Consider the following 20372-nt stretch of genomic DNA (forward strand, 5'->3'; position numbering starts at 1 on the left):
ACCGGACTTATTTGATAGCCCCTTGCATGACTCCCTGAATAATGTACTTCTGCGCAAACAAATACACGATCAGTACTGGCAGCAGGGTCAACACCAGACCAGCCATCAATGGACCGTAATCTACGGTGTATGTCCCATAAAAATAAAATGTGGACAGCGGTAGCGTTCGCTGCTCGGATGAAGTCAGCACCAGGGAAGGCAGCAGAAAATCATTCCATATCCACAATACATTCAGCACGCTAATCGTTACGGTTGTTGGCAGTAACACCGGCAGTACGATACGGAAAAAGGTTTGCACTCTGCCGCAGCCATCCATTAGAGCCGCCTCTTCAAGCTCCAGGGGAATACTTTTGATAAAGCCATGGTAGATAAATACAGCGAGCGGACTACCAAAGCCAATATACATGTAGATTAGCGACCACTTGTTATCCAGCAGGCTGAGCGAGCCGTATATTTTAACCAACGGAATCATAATAGCCTGAAACGGAATGATCATCGCAGCTACCATCAGGAAAAAGAGATACTGATTCAGCTTACTTTTGTGACGAACAAAGTAATGGGCTGTCATCGCCGCAAAAAGAGCAATCAGTAATACACCCGCAATGGTAATGAGCAACGAATTGCTGAAGGCGGACACATATCCCATTTTGTCAAACGCATTGACATAATTATCGAATTGAAAGGAGCTTGGTAACCCTAGCGGATCAGAAGTAATTGCCTGGTTAGCCTTGAACGAATTGACGATGAGAAGTACAAACGGAAATACAAATAAAATCATTACAACGATTAATGCACCAAACTTGATCCAGTTGAGAATGCGCGATTGTCCAGCCATCATGCCTCGACCTCCAGTTTTTTGCTGAAATAAACCTGGAGCAGTGTAATGGCGGCTACAAGGATAAACAGCACAAAGGCTTCTGCCTGCCCCAATCCGTAGTCACGAGCAAGAAAGGCCTGCTCATAGACATGCATGGATACCATCTCTGTACTCTTGAAGGGCCCGCCACTGGTCAGAGAGACGTTCAGATCATACACCATGAAACCCCGTTGCAGTGATAAAAAGATGCAGACGATAAACGAAGGAACCATCAGCGGCAATACTATGCGTGCAAGCATTTTACGATTACTTGCCCCATCAATGCTGGCTGCCTCCATAACATCCTTGGGCACATTCATGAGTCCTGCAATGTAGATTACCATCATATAACCGGCATACTGCCAAACCGTCACCACAATGAGTGCCCAGAACGCTTTATCCGGGTCAGCCAGCCACGAGGTGGAGAACAGTGAAAGATTCATTTTTTGTCCTGCAAAGACGAGTACCTGATTAAAAATAAACTGCCAGATGAAACCAAGCACGATTCCACCCACCAGATTCGGCAGGAAAAATCCGGCCCGGAACCAACCCTGCGCCTTCATTCCCCGGGTTACCGCATAAGCGAGCAGGAAGGCAAGCGCATTAGTCAACACAACGGTAATAAATACGTACTCCAGCGTCATCCCGAATGATTTCCAGAACACGGTGTCCTTGAACACACCAATATAATTATCCCAGCCAACAAAGTTTTGATCGATGGCGATGCCATCCCAGTTCGTAAACGTCAAATAAATACCATACAGAAATGGAATAATCATCACTGTAGCAAACGCAAATAATGTCGGGCCAGTAAAGATCAGGCGGGTGCGCAGACGTGTCCATAATCCTTTTTCGCTCAGCATTGTCAACCTCCACTCTATCCAAATGATTAGCCTAACGGTTATGCCGGAAACAAGTCGAACAGACCTCGTGTGGAAGCTGTATATTCATCATCTCCGACGTACCGCAAGTCTCTCTCTATGTGCTGCTCAGGGCTAAAATTAACTCCTTTATTTCACGTTGCTCCAGTATGCCTGAATTTCGCTGGCAAGTCCGGCACGGTCAATGACGTTAGCCAAATATTTCTGCATGGATGCACCCAATTTGGACCAGTGATCCGCAGGAAGTGTACTCATTGATTCCTCGATTTTGCCTGCCTTGATGTATTCACTAATGGATTTGCCAAGTGGATCGGTTGGCTCCAATGTAATGTTACTGAATGCCGGAATAATACTGGCTTGATTCACCAGGAAATCCTGCCCTTTTTCGTTATAAACGATCCAATCCAAAAATTTCTTCGCTGCTTCCTGCTGCGCTGGTGTGCTCTTTTCCTTATCCAGCAATATTCGTTTGGATACCGCAGCAGAGATTTGCGTATTACCGAAATCATCCGCATTATTGCTCACAGGTACCGGGAGGAAGCCATATTTTCCATCCGCTGTATCAAAGCTTGAAATTTGTGGCCATGCCCAGTTGCCCTGGAACCATATGCCAACCTCTCCCTTGCCAAGCACCTCCGGTCCACGCTCATAGGTTCCGGACAGTGGAGAAGCCTTGTCAATATTGTAGGTTTTCATCAGATCAAATGTATCCATCAAGCCACTAAACACGGCGTTGGAGGCAAGGTCCACTTGACCTGCCTTCAGATCGGTAATGAATTGGTCCACCTTCGTACGGTCCGGCGACTGCCCACCATATGCAAGCGCCAGATAATGCGCACCAAGTGACCAATCCATTGGAGATATAATCAAAGGTGATTTTCCAGTAGCAGCGATCTTTTGGAACAGCTCATCAAGCTGTGCAGTGGTCTGTACAGACTTTGGATCGAATGTCCCGCCTACCGCCTGATCCAATACATTCTGGTTATAAATGAATCCATATCCTTCAATAGAGAACGGGAAGGCATAATTTTTGCCATCAAACGTTGTAGCCGCTGTGCTGTTCTCCACAACATCCTTCATCCAAGACTCGGATGTGAGATCCAGAACACGATCCTTGAATTTCTCGACATCCCCTGTATCCAGCATCATCATCGTTGTAGGGCTGCCGGAGGCATACAAGGCAGACGCTTTTTCAAACGGGGACTGTCCACTGCCTACAGGTACAATTTCAAGTGTGACATTTGGATTTTCGGCATGGAAGTCTTTAGCCGCTTGCTCCAGCTGACTGTTAATTTCCGACTTGGAATTGAGCAAGGTGATTTTGACACTCTCACTGCTGCTCCCCTCTGAGGAGGAGTTGGACTCCGTCGCTGTTTTACTTCCACATGCTGACAATACAAGCATCATAATCAAAGACAATACCGATAATTTCATCATCCATCTCTGTTCTCTTTTCATCTTGTTATGGCCCCCGATCAGTAGTTTAAAAGGAAACGCTTACAAATCGAATTATAATGTCAAAGGTTTGACATGTCAATCGTTTGACATACCATTCAAAAAAAATTATTTCGGTTTGATTTCTTCCTGGAAAAGCACGAACAGGGAAAACGACCTGTATCAGGTCGTCTCTCTCTCCACGATGGTAACCGGCAAAATATGCTCCATTCCGATCTTCTCTTCCGCGAGTTGGCTTCGAATCAAATCGATCGCGAGCTTGGCCATAGCCTCCACCGGCTGTCTGATCGTTGTAATACCAGGCACCGTGTACGATGCTGCACGACTGTCATCATAACCTATAATAGCGATATCATTGGGCACTTTGCGTCCACCTAACACGATCTGCTTCAGCGCGTGTACTGCCATCAGATCACTCGTTACAAAGAGCCCATCCACCTCGGGGTGTTGTGCAAGCAGCTTATCCACCAATTCCGTATACTGATGCTGATCAAACACATTCAGGTCGGTTTCATGAATCATGACCGGTTTGACTCCATGAGCCTGCAATGTATCAACGAATCCTGTGGTCCGGCGATTGGACAGCATTTGCAATTCCAAATTACCGCAGATATGTGCCAAATGCCGTCTGTTCTTCGATAGCAGCAATTCAGCAGCCATAGCCCCTCCCTGATAGTTATCAGATGAGATAAACGGGATGTCTTCACCGATCTTACGATCAAAGGTCACGATTGGGGAATGCAGATTCATATACTCATCAACTTCCAGTGTATGGCTTCCCATAATAATGCCATCCACGCGATTACCCTTGAGCATTTCCACATATTCACGCTCTTTGGAAGGGTCCATGTGGGAATTGCATAACATAATTTTAAATCCATTTTGGTATGCATGATACTCAACATAGCTAGCCAGTTCTCCAAAAAACGGATGGGATACATCGGGAATAATCAAGCCTATGACATTGGATTGCTTACGCAGAAGAGAACGGGCAATTTCGTTGGGTCGATAGTTCAGTTCGTCCATGGTTTGATACACTTTGTCCCGAGTCTTCTGACTGATATATCCCCGGTTGTTTAATACACGCGAGACGGTAGTTACAGAAACTCCTGCCCTGAGTGCGACATCATGAATAGTTGCCATAACAGCCTCTTTTCCTACAACATTCTTCATACCTTTAACATTATAAACCTATTGCTAAACTTGAACCAAACCCTTGGTACCCGCCTGCTGCTTCATTCCGCTACAATTCTCGCTCTCGGCATGCTATGCATAGCTCCGTGCGTAACATGGACCTGTACCACATACGTACCTGGTTCTTCAAAGGTATGCTGGATTTCATACAGCCCTTCCTCTGACTCATTGGCAGTAATAGCCCCCTGATTCTCCAGTTCTTCAGCTGTCATCATACCTTGCTCCGGAGATACAGAAGGCGGATCATCAAGCTCATTCCAGATCTGGAATTGCACATGGTCAGCATCGCTTAACGGAGCATCTCCCTGTGTAAGCTTCACCTGCAACCGTGTTGGTTTATGAAGAGTAGCCTTCTCCGGAACGTCAAGTTTCACCCGGACCATCTCTGGCATCTTCCCGGAAGCAGACTGTTCCTCATAGGAGCAGCCAGCGACCAAAAGCATTAGCACCAGAAAGGGCGTGAACCAACGAGCTTGTCCGCTCATCACCATCTATCCTTTCCTATCAAGAAGATTTTGGTGTTTTGCCGATACCCCACAGCATCACAATGATGATAATAAAGGCGATCAGCGCCAGTAGTGGGATGGTGATGAAACCAAACCAGTTCAAATAGTCGGTATAACATGGAACCTTACCGCACGCCACGGCATTGCCTGTAGCCGAAAAGATACGCTGAATCGTTACATGATATAACGAAATGCCGCCACCTACGAAACTAAGTGGGAGTACATATTTCGTGATGCCCACGTCGTCCTTAAAGTACGCAATACCCAGCAAGATCGTTAGTGGATACATAAATATACGCTGGTACCAACATAGATCACATGGGAGAAACCCCTTGATCTCACTGAAATAGAGACTCCCTCCTGTTGCAATAACGGAAACGGCCCAAGCAATAAATAACCGGGTATCCACATTTCTCGCTGGGCGCTCCGATTTTGATGATGTACTCATTCCTCTGTCCCCCTCTTCATTTTGCTTATACCAAATTATCATACATCATTCTGGACTCCATCGGCTATTCAAGCTGTTATGTAGGTCATTACTCGATGATTATACCAAATATTTGAACTTTTGGGTGAAACCAAAAAAAGCTGCCGTATGGGGCAGCTCTTTTGGTTTAGACTGATTTAATTCTACAATTACATCGATTTAGTCAGTGTAATGGAACCATCTTTTTGAGCCCATTTCACGTCCCAGTTCAGAAGTTCAGCAATGAAGCGCAGAGGTACTTGCGTACGTCCATCTTTGTTTACAAATACTGTTGCACCCACGTTTTTCTTAACACCGTTCACTTCCATAACGTTGTTGTTCACCCAGAATTCCAGGGTATCATCGCCAGCCATTACCGTCACTTGTTGTGCTTTTTTGTCCCATTTCACTGTTGCGCCGATACCTTCACTCAAGAAACGCAGTGGAATGTAGGTTGTGTTTTTCCAAAGCACTGGTGTGGTGTCCATGTTGGTTGTTTTGTCGTTAATTTTCAGCATTTTGCTGTTCAGTTGCATCCATACTGTTGTCATTTCTGGTGCTGGTGCTGGTGCTGCTGGCTCTTGGAATTTGTCGTTAAATTGAGTCACAATGGCGTTACCCAAGGCTTGACCTACACCAAACATTACTTTGAAGCCTTCACGATTGGTTGTATAAGAAGCATCATAATTGCCTGCTGCATATTGATTCAATACGTTTTGCACTTGATTTTCATGTGTTGTCAGTGCTTGTTGTCCTGCTGCTTTTGGCAAATTACCAGCTGTTGCGGAATCCAGGAATGTCGCGAATTCTGTTGTAAATCCATCAATACGTTTCTCTACTGCTGCACGAGCTGCAGTATCGTTGTTTTTAACAGCTTTTACATAGTCGCTTTGCGCATTAACGTGATTGGTTACCCAAATTTTCTCGAAAGCATTGGCACCATCGTTACCATAAACGGAAGCGATCGCTGCTTTAAAGTCAGCTGTGTTTCCAGCTTCAGCTGTAATCAGTGCGTTGGAAGCGGCTGTACGTCCATCATATTCCTCTTGCATTTGCAGAGCCGAAAGCGCAAAGTGCTCGGAAGCCAAATGGTTGAGTGCAGATCTCAGATCAGCTGCTTTGGTATCTGCTTTGGTATTTTCGAATTTCTCAGGCAATTGTGTAGTAATCGCAGTGGAAAGTGCCTTACTTACGTCGAACATTTCTTTGAAACCTTCACGGTAAGCTTTGTATGCATCCGCATAATCTCCAGCTACATACTCGTCAAATACTTTTTGCACGAGATCTTCATGTACTTGCAGAGCTTGTTTGGCTGCTGCTTTTGGCAATTTTCCTTCTGTAGCTGTGCTCAGGAATGTGGAGAATTCATCCACGAAACCGTTGATGTTGGCCTGTGCTTGTTTGATCCCAGCCTGGTTGCCCATTTTGGTTGCTTTCACCAGATCATCGGTGTATTTGTTATGAGCGCGGAAGATGCGTTCGAATTCTTTGGCACCTGCGTCACCGTATAGGGAAGCGATTGCCGGTTGCATATCCAGTGCATTCTGGTCGAGTGCTTTGTAGGCTGCATCTGCATCTTTTGCTCCGTCATATGCTTTGGCCATTGCCGTTACTGCGAGTGCAAAGTGCTCGGACAACAGGTGGTCCAGGTTTGCTCTCAGGTCAGCCGCAGGTGTGTTCACGGATGCTTTCATCATGGTCATTGGTGTCTGTGGTGCGGCAGCTGCTCCAGCGATCCCCGGCATCAACAGTGTCAAGCTAAGTACAGGTGCGATAAACTTCTTCATTTTCATTTTCATTACGTGTTCACTCCTCGATTATGTTGTGTGTATAATTTCTTTCCTCGTCGTCGTCTTCATAGGGTGTAACGCAGGGTTCTCTATTCTGGATCACTCTGTGGGCAAAAAAAATCGCAACCTTCAGTGAAGAAAGCTGCGAATGCCTGTTGTATCAAGGTTTTTTAATATTAAAAAATAATAAAATTATAGTGATCTTTCCGATCCAAGACTACATACATACTGTAAGACAGATACTTCATTTCCCTTATTTTCTCAACTAAAGCTTACATCAAAGGTTATCCTGAAGTACAATAAAGACATATCAACTTATTCGCGAAGGAGGTCCATTCATGACCTGGTTGCCTTATGTTTTAATTATAGGTATCGCCTTATTTGGAGGTGTTGCTACCATGATCATCGGAAATTCCAAAGCCAATCAGACCAGCAACCCCGAATATGATCGACGCACAAAGCAAAACCTCAGTAAACTTTCCTATGTATACGTTGGTGCGATTGTACTTGGTTTTGGCGGACTAGTCCTCTATCTGTTTAACTAGAATTATTCAATTCGGCAAAGAATACGTTCGAACATGCCTAGCAGCTTCCGTTTTCGTTCTACATTCTTCTGTTGATATTCACATGTTTACAAGTTGGAGATAATTCAGAATTATTCTGGATATGATCGGGGTTTAATATAAAGCCATAAGGGACAGCGAGCCCATCAAATTAAACCAAACCCCAACTTGAAGGAGAGATATATGATGAAAAAGAACATGAAGAAATCCGTAGCAACGATGATGGTACTGGGCATGACATTAACAGGAGCAACGGGCGTATTTGCCGGAACGCAGCTTGAGAAAATCTCTGCATACCTTAACCATGGAATCAGCTTCAATGTCGATGGAGCGGCTTACTCACCAACCGATGGCAATGGCAACAAACTCGCTCCAATTACCTATAACAACTCTACTTATCTGCCTGTACGTGCCCTTGCCGATGCGCTGCATGTGCCTGTATCCTATGACGGCAAAAAAGGTCAGGTCATTATCGGCCAAGCCCCGAGCAATCCTTCGGCCTTGACGAATGTAACGTATAGCGCAGCACAAAAAGAGGCAATTCAAAAGGCTTTTGCACAATTCGATGGGTTCGAGACAGCTTATGCCCCTCAGCAGATGATCGCAGGTGACACGTTCAAAAGTGTAGGTGCGGGTGGCGACGGCGTCAGCTTTGTTTTCAACCATATGAAAGTGGATGTATCTCCAAGAGATTATTCGGACAGCTATACGAGCAAAGACGTGAAACTGTCCAATGGCGTGATTGCCAAATGGTACACTCCAGACCAAACGGGCATGCTCACGTTCCAACTGGATGATCGCTACGTTACCCTTAGCTCGCCAGATCATAAGCTGAGTCAAGCTCAATTGCAACAAGTCGCTGTCTCTGTTCAAAAGTCTAACAGCAACAATGATCAAGGGATCACTGCATTCGCAGATGTGAACTACAGCAAGCAACAATTGGATAACATGCGCAAAGCATTTGCGAAGTTTGACGGGTTCACAACAGCCTATGCCCCACAACATATGGTTGCTGGAGATACGTTCAAAAGCGTAGGTGCAGGCGGCGATGGTGTAAACTTTGTATTCAATCGTATGAATGTAACGGTATCTCCTAAAGACTACTCGTTCAGCTATGATGGCAAAACGGTAAAACTGCCTAATAGCGTATCCGCCAAATGGTATACACCAGAACAAACGGATATGCTCACGTTCAAACTGGATGATCGTTATGTAACCATCAGCTCACCGAATAACCAATTGACTCACACTCAACTGGAGCAAATGGCGGTATCTGTACAAAAAGTGAAATAATCGATGCACGATTCTTATCATCGGAATAGAAAATAAAAACACACATCATTTCAGTCCCGCTCTATGAGTTGGGGCTGATTTGATGTGTATTTTATCCTTGCCCTTTATGTGTCGCAATGTATTTGCGGAAATATCTTTTAAACATTTTGCTCTCCTTTCTCCAAATGCTTTCTCCCTAGTCTCCAATTCATGAACATATTGATATCTTCAATGGCGTCTAGGATGGTTCCCCTAAAGGCACTATTCTCCCTAAGTTCCTTCAGCACAACAGGCTTTACTAGCCGTTTTTCTAATTTTCCTTTGGTACGTGCCGTATGAGCCAAACCCATGACTGCATTGGCTCTGACATTGGCATTCGGATGATCTGCCACCCGAAGACATATATTCTGTGCGACCTTCCAGTCCTGATGAAACATACCAACGGATAGGGGCAGATATAATAACTCTTCTAACAACTGCCGCTCCATAATGATCTGAATTTCCTCATCCGTATATGCAGCAACAGCTTGATAGATAGGTTTCATCATAATTACAGTGCCACTTCCGGCAAATGAACAACCCTGCGATACACCATCGCATCCATCAAATCCTCCCAGTCGAGTTCACTGGCATTAACGTCTCGATAATAGACCGCAGCAGCAGGCAAGAAACCAACCAGCGGCCCTGTACCACCACATATCAGACTCCCGCCGTCTCCGCCTTTGGGCATCACATCCCCGGACGAATCGAGCGTAAGCTCATATTTGTAGGGATCACCAGCAAACTTTATGCCAAAGAAATTTGGCAGTTCCAGATCATAAGCACGATCATCCTTTTCTTCAACTCGTGAAGAGGCCGTCTCTGCCGATCCATCCACAATTTCATCCATCCCTTCCAGACTTCCAAAATGCCTCAATCTCATCGTATAGTCGAAGCTGTCTCCCCAAGGGAATAACGTGCGACAACCGCCACCATAGATATACTCCCATTCGTCTTCAGTCAGCAGACCAAAGCCCGCAGCTGCTTCCTCTCTCACCACATCTTCCAACTCTATTCCTTCGTTAAACCAGAGGATTCGCACTTCATCTTCACTTTGGCGAATCAGACGGAATTGTTGATGCAATTCATATTCACGGATCTCCGACTGTTTAAACTGCTCCAGTGCTGCCGGAAAATCAGAATCTTTCTGCGCGAAGGCTTCCTCCTCGGACACTTCAATCCATCCCAGCGAGATCAGTTCACATTCCACAAGCATCGGCGCAATAGTAACTTCTCTCACAGGTGACATCTGACTCACGAGAAACGAATCCACGTCCTCCACACCATACTCACTGACCGTTTCATGCAGGTCGGCTGAGGTTTCTTCGTTCATACCATGCTGCCAACGATCCCAGCCGAGGGTTATGCGGTCCCCAGGTACAAATACAAACCTCTCCTCCTCATGCCTAAACACGCCTGTCTCGATTCGCTGACCGAATCGTTCAAATGTCTCGAGACCCTCATATACCATACCTTCCGGTAACTGATAAACCAGCTTACGCATCCAAGCTTCTTTGTCTTGGGCATCTAACCCCTGCCACATGTCTCGACTCAAACCTTCCATAACTTCCCCTGCCTCTCCTAATGCACTTTCAATTCGCTAAAATGCTTTACTGTCTGGCCCAGTATAATCTTACTTGCCTTGTTTGCATTCTATTTCCCTGCGGCCTGCAACAGTTTTAGCAGTAATTCCTTCCGTTTTCCCTCTGCTTTACGACCGAGCGTTGCAAGCTTCTCCACCTTGCCGAAGATTGGGTAAAGTACACGTTCCACTTCGTAATGCTCAAGTTCTTGAATCTGTCTAACCAACCGTTCGAGTTTTTCATCATTCTCCAGCTCAGGCTGAATCTTCAGCTTCAGACTGTCGGTCGAACGACGCAAGCTGGCGACTAACGCAGGTATGGATTGTGCTGTTACACCCTGTTGTTCCACAAATGCCGCAATGAACTTATCCTGAATTAACTGATGCTCATCATCCACTTCACCCATGTAATATTCAACCAGCGGGAAATACCGCTCATCCACGAGCCCCAGCCCAAAGGTTGCATAACTGCCTGGCATACCGCTTTTCTCTCCCTCGGTATCCTCATAAAACTCAAACTCCTGGATAGCCTCACGCGCATACTCTTCCAGGAGTGGATGCAACTCCGGATACGCCAGTGCATTGGCAAAGAATCGGTGGGTATCCGACTTCGCGAGCCCTTTGATCGGCAAATACTGCTTTACGGCAGATTTCAGCTTGATCTTATAACTTTTCGGAAAGCCCTGTTTCAACAAATGAGTGATAAAGGTAAGTACTTGCTGATAGGCACTCGCCTCTTCCTTCCGAATGTGAATGGTTATCAGAGCAAACACATCGTTTGCTTTGCATTCCACTTCTTCCGTTTTCACATGAATATCGTCTTTGGCATACGTCCCGCTGCCTTCCGTCATCATCAGTGCCGCACGTCTGCTGCCGAGTTGCTTCGCGAGTTCCAGGAAAGTCTGACCTTCGGCTTTGCTATAATTCGGCTCAAATCGTAAAATCATCACCGCCGCGTATAACAGCAGATCTATAGGTTGAGTCCCGGGTATTTGCGCCTTCTGCTTCTTATCCGACGATTGATCTGTCTGTGATTCAACATCCCATTCCAACGTCGCTCCTGGCTTAAGCGAATATTCATTGGTACGATATGCAGAAGACTGCACATCATAATAATGTGGCAAAAACTGATTCTCCGCCCATGCCTTCAACGCGCGAGTAATATCACCCCGATGTTCGGCAAGTGCCTCCGGGCGACCCTGATTCAACTCTTGAATCCGGTCATACTGCCTGAGGATCCATGCTACATCCAGCTCAGGAAACAGTGTAGGGTCAAGCAGATGACGCGTCAAAAAGAAGGATTCCAACGGCTTTGTTGGATATGCACCGTTCTCCAGCTTCTGATCAATGTATGTATGAATACGCTCAAGCAACTGCTGCTTTTTCTCTTCATGGATATATTCCAGCAAAGTCAGTTGCAGCTTTCCATCTGTTGTAGGGAATTTACCACGGAAGGTAAATCGATAGTCAATCAACGGGGAATCGGCCAGCTTGTCCAGTCTTCCCTGAACAACCTCTACAAGTTTAGGTCCAATCTCGTTACGAACCTGTTCCTCGGTAAAGGCTCCTGCCTGCTTCGATTTCAGACCATCATCCAAACCCAGATCCACACTGTCTACTGTGGTCCGTCCAGGTCTATAATCCAGCAAAATATCATTGAAAATGCCCATCTGCAGCGTAGTTCGCTTCATAACATTTTCGATGTCATCCCGCTTTTCCTGTTCATCAAACCATTCATGGATTGCCGTCACCATCTCTTCCATTGCCTGGTCATAAAGTGTACTCATCGAATCTCCTGCCTTCCCATGCATCTAATAATGTTCATCAACCAAACTTGAACCTCTATGAATCCCGGATCAATCCGAGGTATCTCTGTTATAAATACGTATTGATGTTCGTATACTACCTATTATTTTACTCTCTCAAGTACATCGGGAACAATAAGGCAGCAGGGGGAGAAAAGGTGGTGAAAGATGCCCATAAGTGGTATATAAGACACGCCCTAGTCAGAGAGATCTACGGATGCCTTTCATATCTATGTAGGCTCTCGGTATGCCCTCGCTATCATCATCCCCACGTTGTATAATCATTGTATTCCTTTTCAGGAGGTTTGACGAAATGAGCTACAGCAAATACTTCCCCTTGGAAAACTATTTGAATCAGGTTTCAATCACCCTTACATATGCAGAGCTTGAGGAAATTCTCGGATTTAAGTTACCTCCAACAGCCTATAATCGCGAGCAATGGTGGGTGAATAATTCCATGAATCATACACAGGCACTATCCTGGTTAAATGCCGGATGGAAGGTGGATAATGTGATTTTAGGAAAACAAGTAACTTTTGTCCGCTGCGAGTCATAAACGATCTGTACGATATAGATTAATAGTTATAACTCCAAGACTCTATTTTTCCATAAATGTTATTCGAGACAAAAAAAGCAGGGTAGACTGATGAACTCATCAGTTCTCCCCTGCTCTGTAAATTAATTAACCGTCTTATACCACTCGTTCACTTCGGCCGTAATATCATCGCCGCCCATGGACTTCCACTTCGTCACAAACGCATCAAATTCCTCAATGGCCACCTGACCATAGATGATCTTGCTAAACGTATCCTTCTCCAGCTTGTCGATCGCGTCTTTCTTCATTTTCATCGTCTCGGTTGGTGCTCCCGTGAACTTGTTCTTGATCGCATTATCTTTATTCGCAACGACCACTTCAGCGGCCGCAAATACTTCAGGTTTGTTGGCAATCTTCGTATTTTTCTCAAAAGGCGTCTCCGGCTCTTTGCCCTTCGCAAGTTCCGCCAGCGTATCCATCATCAGATTCGGAATCCGTGCACCATCATACGTAATTGTATATTTGAGTGGTGATACGCCGTCCTTCACTTCGGCTTCCCCAACCACTTTGCCGTCCACGATGTCATAGTCATATCCTTGCGCAAAGCCATGTTCGAACTCGCTACCGACTTCAGGGTTGGCAAAGTTGTCGAACAGATAATTCTGATACGTGAAGAAAATCTCCGGTTTCGCCATATCCTTGTTAATCAGCACCACCCCGTTGCTTGCCCCGGAACCATGTTGGTGGCTTTCGCCCGTTGGCCCTGTAGGTAAGGCAATGGCCTTATACGTGGCACCGTCCACATTTTTCTTCACATCATCAATCGGCCAGTTTGGCATCCAGTGTGGCCCCACAATAATGCCTGCTTTACCTGCGGTGAACAGTTCTGCTGCCTTAATCTCGTCATAGACACCCGCTTCTTTGGGTAAATAGCCTTTGGACAACCAGTCTTTCATCGTCGCAAGGCCTTCCTTCACACCTGGCTGGATGGAGCCATATTGCAGTGTGCCGTCTCCGGCATCATTCCACTGTCCAGGCATCGTATTGTACATGCCGAAGATCCAGCCGGATTCCGTCATCCAGGTATTAAGCGCATTTTTCATGCCGACGGTCAGACCATACGTATCTTTCTTGCCGTTCCCATCCGGGTCCTGATTCGTAAAAGCATCCATGACCGTAACCAGCTCATCCATGGTTTTTGGTTCTTCCAGTCCAAGCTTCTTCAGCCAGTCTTCCCGGATGAACATGACCGAATCGCCATTGTAGGCATAATCGAAGATTGGAATGCCATAACGCTCGCCCTCATACATGTATGGGTACCATTCTTCCGGTGCCGATTCGGATGCCTGTTTCCATGTGTCCGAAGCATACTTGTCAAACAACTCGCCTGCATTCGCAAATTTGCCGGACTCAATTAATTCCCGGACCAGATTGTAGTCTCCCCGAATGGAGACGATATCCGGCAGTTCCTCGTTAGCCGACAGGGACAAGCGCAATTTTGTGTAAAATGCATCATTGGTCACCGATACGGCCCACGGTGTGGTCAGATCAATGCCAAGTCGTTCCTTGGCCCATTTGGTATGCACATTGTTCTGTGCTGTTTCCCCATTTTTGAATTTCGTATCATCATTCCAGGCCCGCAGATAACTCATCTGTACCGCCGGTTCATACTTCCCGTCTTGCAGAGCAAGCGGCGCAGCGGCTTCCTTCGCTGGTTCTTCCTTGGCCCCCGAACTGCATGCCGTTACGGCAACCATCGTGATTGCGAGCAATGTCGTCATCATTTTTCTATACATGAACTAACCCCTCCTCAGGTAACTTGGATACCCTCTTGTGCCAAATGGATTGTTGCCAAATGCACCTTACATGAAAAGGATAGTGCAGCCGGGGAGGCAAACATATATCACAATTTCAATGTTCATATCGATTTGTTAACCGTTCCGAAAATCTTGCGGGGTCAGTCCATAATGTTTGCGGAACACCTGAATGAAATAAGGGGTATTGTTGTATCCCACTTCCTGACCGACTTCATAGATCTTCATCGCCGTATGCTTGAGCAAATGAACCGCACGTTCCATTCTGGAACGGATAATGTAATCACTAATGCCTTCACCCGTGGATTGTTTGTACATTTTCGATAGATATACCGGGTGCAGATGCACCTCTCCGGCAATGACCTGCAACGACAGATCCTCGCCCAGGTGATGGTCGATCCATTGCTGCACCTGCCTAATCAGCGTGGATCCGGTATCCTGTCCCGCATCGCGGGTGCTCTCGGCCCACTGCTGCATCACAGACCGAGTCCACATCTCCAGACTACGCAGCGAGATACCATAGCCGTCCTTGAGCAACTGCTGGTACTGCTCGCCAAGCACCTCGGCTAACTGTCTTCCTTCCCGATGAGCCATATAGGAGAAGGCCGCCGCCAAATAATGAAAAGCCACATACACATGCTCCGGGAACACACTGTTGGACAGTTCAGCAAAGATCTGATCAATCTTGCGATGAGCATCCTCCATGCGCCCCGCTTCCAGCAACGCTGTCAGACCCGGCGGTTCATACAGCGCCGCAAGTGATTTCAACGTGGCTCCATTGGTTCCCGCTGCCGCATTCAGATGCAATCCTTTGCCCGCCTCTGCCTGCTTGCGAAGCGCACTCACGGCTTGGTGATATAGCTGGGGCACCTGATCTGGGAAACGCCCCATACGACTAACGGACAGGGAAATGGTCGCGTTCAGATACTGCCTTACACTGTGGATTAACCGTTCTCCAAGCCGGCCCATTAACATTTCCGGTTCGGCTTGGGTTTGTTTGGGACTCGCCATAAAGACCAGGTCATCGTAGGCGTCATCCGTATGGCAGAGATGATAGGTACTGCCGTAGATCTCTTCCACCACATTGGAGATGGCGTATTTCATCAGTCGAAACGCTTTATGTGTGGGTTGATGGTCATCATACCGGATGAGCAGCAGTTGCATTTTATCCTGTGGACGGAACCCGATCTCCAGTTGCTCCAGCTTACTTACAAGTTCGTCATTCGCAAATTTATGCCCTAACAATACATCCTTCATCAGCTCCGCCCGCTTCTCAGGCAGATGTTCCCTTACCGAATACATGGCCCGCTGATGCAGCATTTGTTTCTCACCCTCCAGACGAATCTGCACGGCGGCCTGCTGCACGGATTCGATCAGTTCCTCATCCCTGACCGGTTTGAGCAGATAACTGACTGTCCCATGTTTGAGCGCCTGCTTCGCATAATCGAAGGAAGCATGCCCCGATAAAATAATACATTTGGTCTGTTCCCATTTTTGCCTGATATGACTGACCAGATCCAGACCCGAAAGACCCGGCATGCGGATATCCGTGATAATAATATGGACCTGATGTATTGCCATATGTTCCAGTGCCTCTTTGACTGAATAAGCTTTGAATACCTGACCAATCCCGTGTTCTCTCCAAGGTATGGAGACAGCGATCGACTCTACTGCGGAATGTTCATCATCCACGACCATCAGATTCATCATGCGGTTGTTCCTCCTCAAACCATCGAATTTCTACACTAAGTCCGCCATAGGGAATCCCTCCAAAATGAAGCCCGGACGACAGCCCATATCGCGTAACGAGACGCTGATGCACATTCCACGTGCCTGTTCCAATCTCCTCTCCCATCGGTTCATTGATCTCCCGCTCCAATTCGGCTATCTCTTCCGCTGTCAGCGTGACACCATCATTGTCAACAAACAGGCTATATCGGGTATATTGGCGACCCTCAATATGTTCGGGTACCGCCATCCCCGTTACGACGACATGCCCACTGCCCTCCATCGGCTCAATACCGTGGATCACCGCATTTTCTACAATAGGCTGAATGAGCAGTCGCGGAATATGGAGCTGCATCAGTTGCTGCGGCACAGCAATCTCGTAGGTCAGCCGGTTGGTCCGCATCTGTTGAATGGACAGATAATGGTCTAATAGCCGGATCTCTTCCTCCACTGTCGTCATGTCATTCTCGCCCCGCGTAATGTAGCGATAGTAATCTCCCAGACTTAGCGACATGGCAATAACCGCTTCCCGGTTGCCGAGCTGGGTCATATTTTTGATATAAAACAGGCAGTTGTACAGGAAATGAGGATTGATCTGTGATTGCAAATGTTTCAGTGTTGCTTCCCGTGACCGGATACGTTCCTCATATACTTTCTCGATCAGTTCCTGAATCTGCTCCGCCATATGGTTGAAACTCTGGGTCAGGTACGCGAATTCATCACGGGAGTGATCGACTGGAATCCGTGTGGACAATTGGCCTTTGCGAATCTGTTGCAGCCCTCTCATCAAGCGATGGATGGGCACCTGAACTTTTCGATACAAAAGTAATGCAGCCCCGATACTCAGCACGAGCAATAGTAGAATGGAGGTAATAAACATATTTCGGCTCTTATCCATCGGGTTCAGCAGATCATCCAATACCACCGGGTTCACGTACACTGCTTGCAGTTGTTTGGAGTGCACATAACTGACCAGATACTGTTTGTCGCCCACCTCCAGCTGATGATTACCTTCCCTCTCCGGTCCGTTAAAGGGGATATCTCGCATGATCGCTTCGACCAGTTCGGGGTCTGCCGTACGGTTCAGCAACGGATCGTTACCTGGTACGAGCAAGAAAGGGTCTCCGCCCTGTGTTTCTTTGAAATCATCCAACATGGCAACCACGTTCATCGGGTCAAAATTAATCTCCATCACCGTTCGCACGCCTGTGTTCACCGGTTTTTCATTCCACTCGTAGTTATCCGTGAAAAAGTAGGTGAAACTCCCCTGCTCCAGCTGCCATTGGCCAGGTTGCGGGAACGTCAACATCTTCTCATCGTAGACCGTCCGGCTGGACATGGTGGATAACACAAGTTCCGCTTGCGGCAGCACAATGGTAATATCGTTCTTCCAGCGGCTGGTGGACTGGTACAACGATAATTTGTCGAGAATATCCAGATAGATGCTGTTTTTCTCATATTGGCTGGTTGAGTCCGTCATGTAGCGGTAATGCAGAATACTCGGATCTCGCAGCAACGTCAGGCCATACAGCGAAAGCTGCTCAATATTTTTATCTACCTGGGAACTGAAATAATTGAACTGATTTAGACTCGACTGTTGTTTCTCTTCAACGACCATATCGACATTTGCCTGATTCGCGTACGTATAGAGCAGCAGAATGGGTACAAGCAGGCAGATTAAGAGAATGACCGTTTTCGCAAATACTGTGAATTTCATCGTTTCACCCTGTCCCTGAATTTTGAAGTCGTTCTATATCGAAGTCCTATTTTATATTGAAAACCCTTACATTTCTAGTTGATTTTATATTCGCACTCTTTCCTGCAACTTGTAATCCCGTGTTTCCATCAACAAGTTAATATTTCAACATCCGCATTGAAATGTTGTTCTATAGTCCGCCCTTTTCCATTGCTATAATTCAGTTGCTCCACTCTGTGCAGAGGCTTACTCGCCTCATGTTGCCGGGGTTGGACGAGATAAAGGAGGGACCCTGATGGCTATCGAACAACCGTTAACAACCCATACGCCGGTGCGAAAAATGACACCCCATCCACGCAAACGTACCCGCTGGAATTTCAAACGCACGTGGCCGCTGCATCTGATGCTGCTGCCTGCTGTATTGCTCACATTGCTGTTCGCCTATGTGCCCATGGGCGGCATTATTATTGCTTTTCAGGATTTCAAACCGTGGCTGGGGTTCACTGGCTCCAAATGGGTGGGCTGGGACAACTTCCGGTTCATGTTCGAATATCCCGACAGCGTTCAGGTCATCTGGAACACGGTACTGATTGCTTCGATGAAAATCGTGGCCGGACTTCTGGCCCCCGTGGTGTTCGCCATTTTGCTGAATGAGGTTCGAAACTCCACGTTCAAACGTTTCTCACAGACCTTGGTGTATCTGCCCCATTTCCTGTCCTGGGTTGTCCTTGGCGGCATTCTGCTCGACATGTTATCACCGGAAGGCGGGCTGGTAAACCAGGTGCTGGCGGCAGCTGGTGTGGAACCGATCTTCTTTCTGGGGGATGGCGACTGGTTCCGTGTAACGGTGGTTGTCAGTGATGTATGGAAGGAGTTTGGATTCGGGACAATTGTATTTCTGGCAGCACTTGCGGGCATTAACCCGGCATTGTATGAGGCTTCCGAGGTGGACGGGGCAACACGTCTCAGACAGACATTACATATTACCCTGCCTGCACTTGTGCCGATGATTATCGTGGTAGGTACGTTATCGTTGGGCAATATCCTGAATGCAGGTTTTGACCAGATCTTTAACCTGTACAATCCGCTGGTATATGAGAAAGGCGATATTATCGACACCTTTGTCTACCGGATGGGAATTCTGAATGGCAAGATGAGCTTTGCGACCGCTGTTGGACTATTCAAATCGTTTGTCGCGATGTTCCTGGTCATCTCTGCGTACCGGATGGCTTACAAAATCGCCAATTATCGTATTTTCTAAAGCGTTAGCATAATGCATTAAGGGGGAATCAAGGTGTATCACAAAACAACCGGGTACCGTATATTCAATGGTTTTAACCTGATATTCATCGCGGCCGTCTCGATCCTGTGCATCCTGCCGCTGATCCATATTCTGGCCGTTTCCTTCAGTGGCAAAGCGGCAGCATCCGCCAATCTGGTGACACTTTGGCCGATTGATTTTACGGTGGACGCCTACACCAAAACATTTGGTAACAGTAACTTTCTCAGTGCACTCTGGATCTCAGTCCAGCGTACGGTTCTGGGCACACTGCTCAGTATGACACTTGTCTTCCTGACAGCTTATCCGTTATCCAAGGAGAGTCTGCACTTCAAGGGGCGATCGTTATATGCGTGGTTTTTCATCTTCACGATGCTGTTTAGCGGGGGATTGATTCCATCCTATATTTTAATCCAGAAGCTTGGACTGATTAATACGATGTGGGCTCTCATTTTGCCGGGAGCGGTGGCTGTCTGGAACCTGATTCTCATGATGAACTTTTTCCGTAACGTGCCAAAAGAGCTGGAAGAAGCCGCATTCATCGATGGAGCCAACCATATCACGACTCTGTTCAAAATCTATCTACCTGTATCCATGCCCGCCATTGCCACGATCTCTTTATTCACGATGGTAGGTCAGTGGAATTCATGGTTTGACGGGCTGATCTATATGAATGATGCTTCCAAATATCCACTCGCCACGTTAATGCAGACTATTATCGTACAGCAGGATTTCTCCAACATGAACGTGGATGCCACACAGCTCCAGAACATGTCTCAGCGTACGGTGAACGCGGCTCAGATCTTTATTGGCGCTCTACCGATTCTGCTCGTATATCCGTTCTTGCAACGTTTCTTCGTAAAGGGGATTGTGCTCGGGGCGGTAAAAGAGTAAGGCAAACACACGGAATC

18 protein-coding genes are annotated in these 20372 nt (G+C 46.8%); 5 read left to right on the forward strand and 13 right to left on the reverse strand.

Going from position 1 to position 20372, the window contains the following annotated elements; genetic code table 11:
• Positions 1-7: 7 nt before the first annotated feature.
• From MHH93_RS19955 to MHH93_RS19985, 7 genes are all read right to left on the reverse strand, one after another.
• Positions 8-838, reverse strand: a complete 831-nt coding sequence (locus MHH93_RS19955; protein WP_500055429.1) for a carbohydrate ABC transporter permease — start codon at positions 836-838, stop codon at positions 8-10.
• Entirely contained in the window at positions 835-1719 is an 885-nt protein-coding gene (locus MHH93_RS19960; RefSeq protein ID WP_500055430.1) for a carbohydrate ABC transporter permease, read from the reverse strand. Before MHH93_RS19960 ends, MHH93_RS19955 begins: the two co-directional genes overlap by 4 nt.
• Positions 1720-1866: 147 nt before the next feature.
• Positions 1867-3195: an ABC transporter substrate-binding protein gene (locus tag MHH93_RS19965; RefSeq protein WP_500055431.1), complete on the reverse strand. Its 1329-nt coding sequence runs from the start codon at positions 3193-3195 to the stop codon at positions 1867-1869.
• Between the two features lie 159 nt (positions 3196-3354).
• Entirely contained in the window at positions 3355-4335 is a 981-nt protein-coding gene (locus MHH93_RS19970) for a LacI family DNA-binding transcriptional regulator (RefSeq protein ID WP_500055432.1), read from the reverse strand.
• Between the two features lie 92 nt (positions 4336-4427).
• The gene (locus tag MHH93_RS19975) at positions 4428-4871 is read right to left on the reverse strand and encodes a FixH family protein (protein ID WP_500055433.1); all 444 of its coding nucleotides are present in this window, start codon (positions 4869-4871) and stop codon (positions 4428-4430) included.
• A gap of 19 nt (positions 4872-4890) precedes the next feature.
• The gene (locus MHH93_RS19980; protein WP_211084449.1) at positions 4891-5340 is read right to left on the reverse strand and encodes a disulfide oxidoreductase; all 450 of its coding nucleotides are present in this window, start codon (positions 5338-5340) and stop codon (positions 4891-4893) included.
• Between the two features lie 188 nt (positions 5341-5528).
• Entirely contained in the window at positions 5529-7151 is a 1623-nt protein-coding gene (locus MHH93_RS19985) for a copper amine oxidase N-terminal domain-containing protein (protein ID WP_500055502.1), read from the reverse strand.
• A gap of 335 nt (positions 7152-7486) precedes the next feature.
• Here MHH93_RS19985 and MHH93_RS19990 point away from each other — a divergent pair, with 335 nt between their 5' ends.
• Complete coding sequence (locus MHH93_RS19990) at positions 7487-7693, forward strand: hypothetical protein (RefSeq protein WP_500055434.1); 207 nt, start codon at positions 7487-7489, stop codon at positions 7691-7693.
• 201 nt (positions 7694-7894) lie between these two features.
• On the forward strand, positions 7895-9004 hold the full coding sequence (locus MHH93_RS19995; protein ID WP_500055435.1) for a stalk domain-containing protein: 1110 nt from the start codon (positions 7895-7897) through the stop codon (positions 9002-9004).
• A gap of 137 nt (positions 9005-9141) precedes the next feature.
• On the opposite strand, the gene MHH93_RS20000 is transcribed toward MHH93_RS19995, so the two are convergent.
• The 3 genes from MHH93_RS20000 to MHH93_RS20010 form a co-directional block, all read right to left on the reverse strand.
• Positions 9142-9531: a hypothetical protein gene (locus MHH93_RS20000; RefSeq protein ID WP_500055436.1), complete on the reverse strand. Its 390-nt coding sequence runs from the start codon at positions 9529-9531 to the stop codon at positions 9142-9144.
• Between the two features lie 2 nt (positions 9532-9533).
• On the reverse strand, positions 9534-10586 hold the full coding sequence (locus MHH93_RS20005) for a hypothetical protein (RefSeq protein WP_500055438.1): 1053 nt from the start codon (positions 10584-10586) through the stop codon (positions 9534-9536).
• Between the two features lie 89 nt (positions 10587-10675).
• Positions 10676-12391 carry a DUF6138 family protein gene (locus MHH93_RS20010; RefSeq protein WP_500055439.1) on the reverse strand — a complete coding sequence of 572 codons (1716 nt, stop codon included), beginning with the start codon at positions 12389-12391 and terminating at the stop codon, positions 10676-10678.
• Positions 12392-12722: 331 nt separating this feature from the next.
• Between MHH93_RS20010 and MHH93_RS20015 the strand changes: the two genes are divergently transcribed.
• Positions 12723-12965 (forward strand): DUF7662 domain-containing protein, encoded by a 243-nt coding sequence (locus MHH93_RS20015; protein WP_500055440.1) that lies wholly within the window; start codon positions 12723-12725, stop codon positions 12963-12965.
• 122 nt (positions 12966-13087) lie between these two features.
• Here MHH93_RS20015 and MHH93_RS20020 read toward each other — a convergent pair whose 3' ends face one another.
• From MHH93_RS20020 to MHH93_RS20030, 3 genes are all read right to left on the reverse strand, one after another.
• Positions 13088-14740 (reverse strand): extracellular solute-binding protein, encoded by a 1653-nt coding sequence (locus tag MHH93_RS20020; RefSeq protein WP_500055441.1) that lies wholly within the window; start codon positions 14738-14740, stop codon positions 13088-13090.
• 135 nt (positions 14741-14875) lie between these two features.
• A complete protein-coding gene (locus MHH93_RS20025; RefSeq protein ID WP_500055442.1) occupies positions 14876-16468 on the reverse strand; it encodes a response regulator transcription factor in 1593 nt (530 codons plus the stop codon).
• Positions 16443-18203 (reverse strand): sensor histidine kinase, encoded by a 1761-nt coding sequence (locus MHH93_RS20030; protein WP_500055443.1) that lies wholly within the window; start codon positions 18201-18203, stop codon positions 16443-16445. The genes MHH93_RS20025 and MHH93_RS20030 overlap by 26 nt, the downstream gene beginning before the upstream one ends.
• A 319-nt stretch (positions 18204-18522) precedes the next feature.
• On the opposite strand from MHH93_RS20030, the gene MHH93_RS20035 reads away from it, so the two are divergent.
• Positions 18523-19443, forward strand: coding sequence for an ABC transporter permease (locus MHH93_RS20035; RefSeq protein ID WP_237178266.1), 921 nt, complete (start codon positions 18523-18525; stop codon positions 19441-19443).
• A 33-nt stretch (positions 19444-19476) separates the two neighbouring features.
• Positions 19477-20355 carry a carbohydrate ABC transporter permease gene (locus MHH93_RS20040; protein ID WP_500055444.1) on the forward strand — a complete coding sequence of 293 codons (879 nt, stop codon included), beginning with the start codon at positions 19477-19479 and terminating at the stop codon, positions 20353-20355.
• Positions 20356-20372 lie beyond the last annotated feature (17 nt).

Origin of the sequence: Priestia sp. FSL H7-0729, assembly GCF_038005685.1 — a bacterium.
Lineage (GTDB): Bacteria > Bacillota > Bacilli > Paenibacillales > Paenibacillaceae > Paenibacillus.

What these genes read in the sequence shown, in the direction of transcription:
- MHH93_RS19955 (WP_500055429.1), bottom strand. Translation starts at nt 838, where the DNA reads ATGATGGCTGGACAATCGCGCATTCTCAACTGGATCAAGTTTGGTGCA.
- MHH93_RS19960 (WP_500055430.1), bottom strand. Translation starts at nt 1,719, where the DNA reads ATGCTGAGCGAAAAAGGATTATGGACACGTCTGCGCACCCGCCTGATC.
- MHH93_RS19965 (WP_500055431.1), bottom strand. Translation starts at nt 3,195, where the DNA reads ATGAAAAGAGAACAGAGATGGATGATGAAATTATCGGTATTGTCTTTG.
- MHH93_RS19970 (WP_500055432.1), bottom strand. Translation starts at nt 4,335, where the DNA reads ATGGCAACTATTCATGATGTCGCACTCAGGGCAGGAGTTTCTGTAACT.
- MHH93_RS19975 (WP_500055433.1), bottom strand. Translation starts at nt 4,871, where the DNA reads ATGAGCGGACAAGCTCGTTGGTTCACGCCCTTTCTGGTGCTAATGCTT.
- MHH93_RS19980 (WP_211084449.1), bottom strand. Translation starts at nt 5,340, where the DNA reads ATGAGTACATCATCAAAATCGGAGCGCCCAGCGAGAAATGTGGATACC.
- MHH93_RS19985 (WP_500055502.1), bottom strand. Translation starts at nt 7,151, where the DNA reads ATGAAAATGAAGAAGTTTATCGCACCTGTACTTAGCTTGACACTGTTG.
- MHH93_RS19990 (WP_500055434.1), top strand. Translation starts at nt 7,487, where the DNA reads ATGACCTGGTTGCCTTATGTTTTAATTATAGGTATCGCCTTATTTGGA.
- MHH93_RS19995 (WP_500055435.1), top strand. Translation starts at nt 7,895, where the DNA reads ATGATGAAAAAGAACATGAAGAAATCCGTAGCAACGATGATGGTACTG.
- MHH93_RS20000 (WP_500055436.1), bottom strand. Translation starts at nt 9,531, where the DNA reads ATGATGAAACCTATCTATCAAGCTGTTGCTGCATATACGGATGAGGAA.
- MHH93_RS20005 (WP_500055438.1), bottom strand. Translation starts at nt 10,586, where the DNA reads ATGGAAGGTTTGAGTCGAGACATGTGGCAGGGGTTAGATGCCCAAGAC.
- MHH93_RS20010 (WP_500055439.1), bottom strand. Translation starts at nt 12,391, where the DNA reads ATGAGTACACTTTATGACCAGGCAATGGAAGAGATGGTGACGGCAATC.
- MHH93_RS20015 (WP_500055440.1), top strand. Translation starts at nt 12,723, where the DNA reads ATGAGCTACAGCAAATACTTCCCCTTGGAAAACTATTTGAATCAGGTT.
- MHH93_RS20020 (WP_500055441.1), bottom strand. Translation starts at nt 14,740, where the DNA reads ATGTATAGAAAAATGATGACGACATTGCTCGCAATCACGATGGTTGCC.
- MHH93_RS20025 (WP_500055442.1), bottom strand. Translation starts at nt 16,468, where the DNA reads ATGATGAATCTGATGGTCGTGGATGATGAACATTCCGCAGTAGAGTCG.
- MHH93_RS20030 (WP_500055443.1), bottom strand. Translation starts at nt 18,203, where the DNA reads ATGAAATTCACAGTATTTGCGAAAACGGTCATTCTCTTAATCTGCCTG.
- MHH93_RS20035 (WP_237178266.1), top strand. Translation starts at nt 18,523, where the DNA reads ATGACACCCCATCCACGCAAACGTACCCGCTGGAATTTCAAACGCACG.